The 9792-nt window shown below is 34.9% G+C and carries 9 protein-coding genes and 1 tRNA gene; 6 read left to right on the plus strand and 4 right to left on the minus strand.

The features are described from left to right. Positions 1–80: 80 nt before the first annotated feature. The 4 genes from A9G32_RS06780 to A9G32_RS06795 all read left to right on the plus strand — a co-directional run bounded on the left by A9G32_RS06780 (position 81) and on the right by A9G32_RS06795 (position 5680). Positions 81–923, plus strand: a complete 843-nt coding sequence (locus tag A9G32_RS06780) for a Rossmann-like and DUF2520 domain-containing protein (protein WP_065589749.1) — start codon at positions 81–83, stop codon at positions 921–923. After that, positions 920–1774 (plus strand): 3-methyl-2-oxobutanoate hydroxymethyltransferase, encoded by an 855-nt coding sequence (panB, locus tag A9G32_RS06785; RefSeq protein ID WP_065574775.1) that lies wholly within the window; start codon positions 920–922, stop codon positions 1772–1774. The genes A9G32_RS06780 and panB overlap by 4 nt, the downstream gene beginning before the upstream one ends. Before the next feature lie 5 nt (positions 1775–1779). Beyond that, on the plus strand, positions 1780–2628 hold the full coding sequence (panC, locus tag A9G32_RS06790) for a pantoate--beta-alanine ligase (protein ID WP_065589748.1): 849 nt from the start codon (positions 1780–1782) through the stop codon (positions 2626–2628). 193 nt (positions 2629–2821) lie between these two features. After that, positions 2822–5680 carry a valine--tRNA ligase gene (locus A9G32_RS06795; protein ID WP_065589747.1) on the plus strand — a complete coding sequence of 953 codons (2859 nt, stop codon included), beginning with the start codon at positions 2822–2824 and terminating at the stop codon, positions 5678–5680. Between the two features lie 49 nt (positions 5681–5729). Here the strand turns inward: A9G32_RS06795 and A9G32_RS06800 are convergent, their stop codons facing one another. Continuing rightward, the gene (locus A9G32_RS06800) at positions 5730–6401 is read right to left on the minus strand and encodes an OmpW family outer membrane protein (RefSeq protein WP_065589746.1); all 672 of its coding nucleotides are present in this window, start codon (positions 6399–6401) and stop codon (positions 5730–5732) included. Between the two features lie 217 nt (positions 6402–6618). On the opposite strand from A9G32_RS06800, the gene A9G32_RS06805 reads away from it, so the two are divergent. Further along, positions 6619–6694: transfer RNA gene (locus tag A9G32_RS06805), tRNA-Lys, on the plus strand. A 164-nt stretch (positions 6695–6858) separates the two neighbouring features. On the opposite strand, the gene A9G32_RS13620 is transcribed toward A9G32_RS06805, so the two are convergent. Together A9G32_RS13620 and A9G32_RS13250 are read right to left on the minus strand one after the other, a co-directional pair. Next, entirely contained in the window at positions 6859–7014 is a 156-nt protein-coding gene (locus tag A9G32_RS13620; protein ID WP_141672694.1) for an integrase core domain-containing protein, read from the minus strand. Further along, the gene (locus A9G32_RS13250) at positions 7004–7366 is read right to left on the minus strand and encodes a DDE-type integrase/transposase/recombinase (RefSeq protein WP_202983945.1); all 363 of its coding nucleotides are present in this window, start codon (positions 7364–7366) and stop codon (positions 7004–7006) included. The genes A9G32_RS13620 and A9G32_RS13250 overlap by 11 nt, the downstream gene beginning before the upstream one ends. A 983-nt stretch (positions 7367–8349) precedes the next feature. On the opposite strand from A9G32_RS13250, the gene A9G32_RS06815 reads away from it, so the two are divergent. Further along, positions 8350–9672, plus strand: coding sequence for a hypothetical protein (locus A9G32_RS06815; protein ID WP_065589190.1), 1323 nt, complete (start codon positions 8350–8352; stop codon positions 9670–9672). Positions 9673–9707: 35 nt separating this feature from the next. On the opposite strand, the gene A9G32_RS13625 is transcribed toward A9G32_RS06815, so the two are convergent. Beyond that, on the minus strand, positions 9708–9788 hold the full coding sequence (locus tag A9G32_RS13625) for an integrase core domain-containing protein (protein WP_141670356.1): 81 nt from the start codon (positions 9786–9788) through the stop codon (positions 9708–9710). Positions 9789–9792: the final 4 nt, after the last annotated feature.

The raw sequence follows: 9792 nt of genomic DNA on the forward strand, positions 1-9792 counted from the left end.
AATGTTATTGATATCTAATTTGATTGAATATCAAGCTGATTAAGCTATAATGCAACGACTTCAAATAATTTACAGTTGTAATGATTATTGGTTTTATCGGTGCAGGTAAAGTAGGTTGCACTTTAGCTAAGTATTTTTCTATATGTGGAATGCAGATTTCTGGATTTTATAGCCAAACCTATGAACATGCAAAAGAGGCAAGTGATTTTACTCAAAGCCAACATTATACTTCTTTACCTGAATTAGTTAATGATAGTGATTGCATATTAGTCACAGTACCTGATGGTCAAATAGTCACAGTTTGGCAAGAACTTTGTCAATTATCTATTGCTAACAAATGGATTGGTCATTGTAGTGGTCTGTTAACATCGCATATTTTTAGTCAACATAAGGTTGTTCACCCATTTGCGTTTTCTTTGCATCCTTTATATGCTATTTATGATAGATTTAGTTGCTATATGGCAATGTCAGGTATCTCTTTTACTCTTGAAGCAAATGAAAATATTATCCCTCAATTACGAGCCACATTAGCTCCACTAAATAATCCTTTAGCAATTTTACCTGCAAGTAAAAAACCGTTGTATCATGCTGCTTGTGTTATGTTAAGTAATCAAGTTATTGCATTGGTTCAAATCGGTGTTGATTTGTTTAAACAATGTACACTAGATGCTGAATTTAGTGAACAGGCTTGGCATCCATTATTTCTAGGAAATGCAAATAATATTGGTAAAGTAGGAGTGATCAATGCTTTGACTGGACCTGTCGAACGTGGTGATATTGAAACTATCAAACAACATATTATGGCAATGCCTGATGAACTCAAGCCGATTTATCTACAATTATCAACTATTTTACTTAATATTAGTCGGAAAAAACATCCAAATAAGGATTATCGACAATTAGAGCTGGAGCTGTTACCTTGAAAAATACAATTCTTACACTACAAAAACGCAAGCAAAATCAACAAAAAATTACCATGTTAACTGCATACGATTATACTACAGCCAAATTAATGGACGAAAGTGGTATAGATTGTCTGTTAGTCGGTGATTCTTTAGGAATGGTGATGTTAGGTTACGATAGTACTGTATCGGTTACTATGGAGGATATGATTCACCATTCCAAAGCAGTAGCAAGAGCCGCTAAGTCAGCTTTTGTGGTGACAGATTTACCTTTTATGTCTTATCACACGTCTGTATATGATGCGGTTTTAAATGCAGGTCGTTTAATCAAAGAAGGGCAAGCTCAAGCAGTGAAACTTGAAGGTGGGCAAGCATTTTATGAACATATCAAAATGATTACACAAGCATCTATTCCTGTTGTAGCGCATATTGGGTTAATGCCACAATCTGTACTTGCTTTAGGTGGGTATAAAGTTCAAGGTAAGGATTATGAACATGCTAAAAATATTGTTCTTGATGCATTAGCGGTTGAAAAAGCTGGTGCTGCAGCTATTTTGCTTGAGTGTGTTCCGGCAGGTTTAGCGAAATTTATCACACAATTAGTTAATATTCCGACGATTGGCATTGGAGCGGGGGGGGATTGTGATGGGCAAGTGCTAGTTTATCAAGATATGTTATCAATGTATGATGGTATTTCGTCAAAATTTGTGAAATCTTTTGCATCGATTGGTGAACAAATGAAACAAGCTTTTAAATTGTATTGCCAAGAAGTTAATAATCGACAGTTCCCAGCTACAAATCATGAGTTTTCTATTGAAGATAATGTTATAGAGAAACTCAAGCTTGAATTTACTATTAACCATAAGGGCTAATACAAATGAATATTGTAAGTACAATTAAAGAAGTCCAAGCACAAGTAAAAGCTTGGCGTCAAGCTGGGTATAGTATAGGACTTGTTCCAACAATGGGATATTTGCATGAGGGTCACCAAAGTCTAATGGCTGCGGCTAAAAAGGAAAACCAAAAAGTAATTGTGAGCATTTTTGTTAACCCTATCCAGTTTGGTCCTTCTGAGGATTTAGCCAGCTATCCTAGTGATTTAAATAGAGATAAAGTTGCTTGTGAGCAGATGGGGGTAGATTTGATTTTTTGCCCAACGGTTAATGAAATGTATGTTCCTAATTTTAGCAGCTATGTTGACGTTAATGGTTTAACCAACGCATTATGTGGACAAAAGCGTCCAGGGCATTTTAAAGGTGTTTGCACTGTTGTCACAAAATTATTTAATATTACGCAACCTGATCGTGCTTATTTTGGTCAGAAAGATGCACAGCAGCTAGCTGTAATTAAACGTATGGTAAATGATCTGAATTTTAATATTGAGATTGTTGGTTGTCCGATTGTGCGTGAAGCTGATGGGCTAGCTAAAAGCTCACGTAATAGTTATTTGTCCGAAAACGAACGATCCGCATCTGTTTGCCTTTATCAAGCTATAGAAAGTGCCAAAGCAATGATAAAGCAGGGGGAAAAGTCAGTAACTGTTATTACAAAAGTTATGCATGAGCTTATAACCAATCAACCCTTAGCTAAAATTGATTATATTGAATTTGTTGATCTAACATCTTTACAATCGGTTGATATGCTTGAGCAAGATTGCTTATGTGCGTTAGCCGTTTATATTGGTAAAACACGGTTAATTGATAATTTTATATATCAACATCCCTAGTTATAACAATATTTTGGTGATAGATATATAAAACCGCTTGATATAAAGCGGTTTTTTTGTCATTTGTCGTGTAATAAAAATTTTTTAAGAAGATTAAATCAACGAGTTTATTATTCTGCCAATTTATTGTTTAGCTATTTTACTGTAGAATGGTCAAAATTTTATGCCTTAAATCAGGATTTATGCATTAATTATGAAAAATACGACTTATAATCCACAAGAAATTGAACAACCTATCTACAAACATTGGGAAGAAAGTGGGTATTTCAAACCCAATGGCGATAAGTCCCAACCAAGTTACTGTATTGCTATCCCACCACCAAATGTAACTGGGAGTTTACATATGGGGCATGCATTTCAACAAACTATTATGGATGCCTTAATTCGTTATCATCGTATGCAAGGCAATAATACTTTGTGGCAATCAGGAGCCGATCATGCAGGTATAGCAACGCAAATGGTTGTAGAGCGGAAAATTGCTGCAGAAGAAAACAAAACTCGTCATGATTATGGTCGTGATGCATTTATCGAAAAAATCTGGCAATGGAAAGCTGAGTCAGGTGGCAGCATTACAAAGCAAATGCGCCGTTTAGGGGATTCAGTTGATTGGGAGCGTGAGCGTTTTACAATGGACCAAGGCTTATCCAATGCCGTTAAGGAAGTTTTTGTTAGATTATATCAAGAAGATCTGATTTATCGCGGCAAACGTTTAGTTAATTGGGATCCAAGACTGCGTACAGCTATTTCTGATCTTGAAGTCGAAAATCGTGAAGTAAAAGGTTCAATGTGGCACTTACGTTATCCTCTTGCTGATGGTATGAAAACATCAGAAGGAAAAGATTATTTAGTTGTCGCCACAACTCGTCCTGAAACACTATTCGGTGACACAGGTGTTGCTGTTAACCCTGAAGATCCACGCTATAAAGATCTGATTGGTAAATTTGTAGTATTACCGTTCGTAAATCGTCGCATTCCTATTATTGGTGATGAACATGCCGATATGACTAAAGGTACTGGCTGTGTAAAAATCACACCTGCTCATGACTTTAATGACTATGAAGTTGGGCGTCGTCATCAGTTACCAATGATAAATATCCTAACTTTTGATGGTGATATTCGTACACAAGCTGAAGTATTTGATACTAATGGGGAACCTAGCACGTTATATTCAACTGATATACCATTAGAATTTCAGAATTTAGAGCGTTTTGCTGCCCGTAAAGCTGTTCTTGCACAATGTGAAAAACTAGGTATTTTGGAAAAAATAGAACCTCATGATTTAACCATTCCTTATGGTGATCGTGGCGGTGTTGTTATTGAACCTATGTTGACGGACCAATGGTATGTGCGAGCCAAAGTGCTCGCAAAACCAGCCATTGATGCGGTCAAAAATGGTGATATTCAGTTCGTACCAAAACAATACGAAAACATGTATTTTTCTTGGATGAATGATATTCAAGATTGGTGTATTTCCCGTCAATTATGGTGGGGACACCGTATTCCAGCTTGGTATGATAAACAAGGTAATGTATATGTGGGGCGTGATGAAGCTGAAGTACGACGTGAAAATAATTTGCCAAATGATATTGAGTTAGAGCAAGATGAAGATGTGCTTGATACTTGGTTCTCGTCTGCGCTTTGGACATTTTCAACGTTAGGTTGGCCAGAAAATACTGACGACTTAACCACGTTCCATCCAACGAATGTGCTAGTGACCGGTTTTGATATTATATTCTTCTGGGTAGCTAGAATGATCATGATGACCATGCATTTTATAAAAGATGAACATGGAAAACCGCAAGTCCCATTTAAAACGGTGTATGTCACAGGTCTAATTCGTGATGAAGAAGGACAAAAAATGTCAAAATCTAAAGGAAATGTTATCGATCCTTTAGATATGATTGATGGTATTTCATTAACTGATTTGTTAAAAAAACGAACAGGCAATATGATGCAACCACAACTTGCTGAGAAAATTGCTAAGCGAACAGAAAAGCAATTTCCAAATGGCATTGAAGCGCATGGTACTGATGCGCTACGATTTACACTCGCAGCACTAGCATCAACAGGGCGTGATATTAATTGGGATTTAAAACGTTTAGAAGGTTATCGTAATTTCTGTAATAAACTATGGAATGCAAGCCGTTATGTGTTAATGAATACTGAGCAGCATGATTGTGGTTTTAAAGGAGGAGATTTAGATTATTCGCTAGCTGATAAATGGATTTTGGCTGAATTTAATCAAACAGTTAAAACTTATCGTGAGGCATTTGATACTTATCGTTTTGATTTGGCTGCTAATATTTTATATGAGTTCACTTGGAACCAGTTCTGTGATTGGTATTTAGAACTAACGAAATCCATTTTAGCTAATGGCGAAGCATCGCAGCAACGTGCTGCCCGTCATACGTTAGTGACTGTATTAGAAGCTCTATTACGTCTGGCTCATCCAATTATTCCATTTATAACGGAAGAAATTTGGCAAAATGTAAAACTACTAATGGGTATTAAAGCTGATACCATTATGTTACAACCAATGCCTATTTTTGATAACCAGTCTTCAAATGATGAGGCAGTTGCAGATATTAATTGGATAAAAGATGCGGTAATTGCTGTACGTAATATTCGTGCAGAAATGAACATTGCACCAAGTAAGCCTCTGCAGTTATTAATTCGTAAAGCGTCACCAACAGTGCATCGAATCACTAGCAATAATATTAGTTTTATTGAATCATTAGCAAGATTATCTGAAATAGTCTTATTAGATGAAAATGAAACTGGACCTTTATCAGTAACTAAATTAGTTGACGGTGCAGAATTATTAATACCTATGGCAGGATTAATTAATAAAGAAAATGAACTTGCTCGTTTAGAAAAAGAAATTGCACGCATTGAAGGTGAAATTATGCGGATTGCAAACAAGTTATCTAACGCAAGCTTTGTTGATAAAGCACCTGCGGCAGTGGTCACTAAAGAGAAAGAAAAACAACAAGGTTATATTAATGATAAAGCCAAACTGCAAGAACAGTATTTGTTGATAAAAAATCTTTAATATTAATAATAAAAAGTCTCTCAAATGAGAGGCTTTTATACTTATTAAATCAAAATTTGTACCCAACTCCAATCATAGCAACCCAAGGATCAAGCTTATAATTGGCTGTCACTTTTGTATTGCCTAAATGTGTAGTTGCTTTCGTTTCAATATCAATATAACGTATTTGAGCATTAACGAGCCAATTTTCATTGAAAGTATAATCAGCTCCAACCTGTGTTGCCCAGCCCCAGGAACTATCAAGATCTAAACCATGGAACCCAGCCTTTTTAGCTTCACCATTGAGTTTTTCATCAAAAAAGAAGGTGTAGTTTATGCCCATTCCAAGATAAGGTTGAAACTCATATTGCGAATCAAGCGGATACCAAACAGCACTTAATGTTGGCGGTAGGTGTTTAATTTTTCCTAAATGAGCACCAGAAAGGCCTGTTGAATTACCACCACCTAACTTAAGCTGATGGCTAAAAGGCGTTGCAGCTAGCAATTCGACACCAATATTATCAGTAACCATATATTGAAAGTTTAATCCAAGTTGGGTATCGTTATCTGCCTTTGCTTTTAGATCGCTTTTTACTCCACCTACTTTAACATGATCACTTTTATCTTGAGGATGAACATAAACCGGTCCTCCACGAATTATAATTTCATTTGCTGTATGAGCATAAGCCAAAGAGCTTACTAATCCCATTGAGATAAGCATTGTAATTGATGATACTTTCATTTTTGCCTCCAAAGTTAAATTGCGAATTAATGTAAATTATGACAACAAGTTTTAGTTAGATAAATAATATTGATTTTATAACTAATTTTATTTTACAATATTATAATACTGAATTTGATATTTCTGAGATTTATATCAAAATTCCTGACAAATAAAATTAAATTGATAACTTGCATTATTAATATAATTTATATAAAATAAACGGAAATATTTAAGTGGGTTGTTAGCTCAGTCGGTAGAGCAGTTGACTCTTAATCAATTGGTCGCGGGTTCGATCCCCTCACAACCCACCATTCTTCTTATTTAAACTTTTATCTAATTCCAAAAAATATTATAAGATAAATAGCTAAGCTAAAAGTTATTTGCATCAAGTTGCACTGAATTGTGTATATGTTTTGTATACAAACTTTCTTGACTAAGTTGGCTAGTAATAAACTGTAGGAAAACGCCGAGTTGTTTACACTTCATGGTTAAAATAATCCTTTAAAAACTCATAAGGCGTTTTCCCTGAAATCGCTTTATGTGGTTTAACGGTATTATAAAAATTAATAAAGCGTTTCAGTTTTTGTTTTCTATCTATTGAATCGCTAAATATATGCTGATTATGCCACATCGCAATTCAAAGTTCGTATCACTCTTTCGGCTTTCCCATTCGTTTGTGGGCAGGCGGGTTTGGTGAATTTTTGATTAATACGGTGGTTGTTACATGTTTTAACAAATAAGTGTTCGCTGGTGCCTTGATATTCACGTCCATTATCGGAATAAACACATTCAATAGTATAAGGACATTGGGTTAACACATCGTTTTGTAAAAATTGTGCCGCGCTAAATTGGGATTTATCAGGGTAAATACCCGCATAAAGCTCACGTGAAAAATCATCAATACCGACAAATAAATATTCTCTAGTTTGCTGTTTCGTTTCATTTTTAAGTAAAGGTAAACGTTTGGTATCAACGTGTAGCATTTCTCACGGATAGGTTTTGTTGTAGTGTTTAACTTGTCATCTTAATTTATCTTCAATCGATTTTTCGACTTTAACCAGACGTTTAATTCCATAACGAATGGTTTTATAACGTTCATTCTTACATTCCTTACTGGTTAAAAATACAAACAGCTTCAATCGTGCTTTTTAGTACGTTATAAATGACTTAACGAATGGCAATAAAACGTTTAGCTAAATCAGTGACCGTTATTTTTTCTTTTGCTATATCTCTTGTCTATGATAAGGCGTTAATTTTGTTTTTTTATGTATATTTATTACAGTATTTTTTTAATCACTGTAAACAATGTGAGTAAATTTTATATATTTCTAATTAATCACTTTTCTTAATAATTAAGTTAATGTTATATTTACAATATATTTACAAGAAATCTAATCGTTTCATTTACTTTAAAAAGTTATGTTGTTTAGTTTATAGTTATTTTAATTTTTTTGTGAATAGGTAATATTAGTATTTTATGTTTTTAAAAGCGCAATATTTACTCGTATTTTCACAAAACGTAATTAGTTAATAAAAGAACTTTAATAAATTTTATTATATAAAATCATAGGGTTAAGCGATGAAAAAATTGCAATATGGACGAAGAAATGATATAATTAATAGTAAGGTACGCAGGTACGCAGGTACGCAGGTACGCAGGTACGCAGGTACGCAGGTACGCAGGTACGCAGGTACGCAGGTACGCAGGTACGCAGGTACGCAGGTACGCAGGTACGCAGGTACGCAGGTACGCAGGTCACCCTCTGAACAACTTAAAAAGTTATTTTTATACATACTGTTAATTTTTACGTATTCAAGTCCTTATAGTTACAAGTTGTACTTAATTAAAACTTCATTTTTACTACTTCGGATAAAACCGAAGTTTCTGACTAAAATAGCAAAGATTTGTAAACTAACTCCACGGTTAACGCAACCAAATATAAAAAATTATGCTTTTGGAATGATTTTGGTATTGTTATGTTTAACTATATCGAGTAATGCAATTGCACTATCAGCAATAACAGTAAAGACAATTCAAGGTAGTGCGCCTTATTTATCGTTTGATGGAAAGGGGACTAAAGCAAATTCAACAGAACATTTGTTGAGTATTACATTGTCTGATGGTAGACAATATAGCACCCGTAATAATCCGTCATCGGAAAATAACCCAATTGAGTTGCCTGCTGTAGATCAAAAACTGAAAGATATTAAGAAATTCATTCCCGAAGGGAAATCAGTAGTTACTTTAACAGATGTAGTATCAACTAACAAATTTTGGAAAGATGATGATGGCGATAGTTCGATCTCTGTAACAGGTAATCTTACAATGACCGTGCAAAATGTTGATGGAAAAATAGTTAATGAGAATACAGAATTAAATGCTTGTTATTCGCCTTATAAAATCACTTTAACGAGTGATAGTGGTATTTTATCTACCCAATACGGAAAGCCAAGATCAACTGAGTTTAACGGTGGAAGCGTTAGTTATTATCTAACACCTAAAGTTGCAGTTCCTTATGCATGCTTTGCTCAACCAACGTTAAGGTATAATGGAAATGTACTTGTTAGTTATCGTGGTCCAGTTGAACAGTGGGATGATGATAAAGGCTTTAAACCACAAGATATAAATTCCCCCGCATCAAATTTCCCAACTATAGGGGCTAAGGGGATGTACTTTGATTTAACGGTGGCAGGAGCATCGGCAAAAGAGTTAACTTACAGCAAATGGCCAACAGATTCAAATATAGATTTAAGTATAAAACAAGGAAGCCGTTACAATATTGCTAGAATAGAATTAACCGGACCTAGTGATTCAAATAAAGGTCAAACCTCATCAGTTGTTCCAACTTACTTTAATATTTATTCAGATAAAGCAAAGACAAATGTTATATACCGTTTTATGATAAGTAAATGGTTTGTTGCAAAGCCGACTTATAGCGGAGGTTTAGAGGCAGCCAAAGTGTACTGTAGTAGTTTAGGAAATGGTTATAGGCTTCCCCATATTGTTGAAATGACAAATGCAAATAATGATATTGTTGCTTGGGCAGGAGGATTATCTGGTCAACCTAATAATTTCCAACGTCGGATCGGGGGAGGATTCTTTGCAGAGTGGGGGTATACGGATAATGAATACTACGTGAATAGTGATTTTATACGGGATGATATCAATTTTGATTACTGGACTGCTGACCCTTTTTATGGTGGAGTACAAAATTATACTGTTTTTTCAAAGCAAGGTAATATTGGGCACTATTATTTTGTGCATAATGAAACTAGAGTTGTGTTGTAAATACCCCAAACTTAGTACACAACTCACGTAGAAAATCATGCTGCTTGTTTTAGTGTTTTATACTCAATCGGTGTCATGTTATTTAATGCCTCATGCGGTCTTTCGGTGTTATAAATCGTT

The sequence above is a fragment of the Gilliamella sp. Gris3-2 genome (genome assembly GCF_001690345.1).
Classification (GTDB): Bacteria; Pseudomonadota; Gammaproteobacteria; order Enterobacterales; family Orbaceae; genus Gilliamella; species Gilliamella bombi.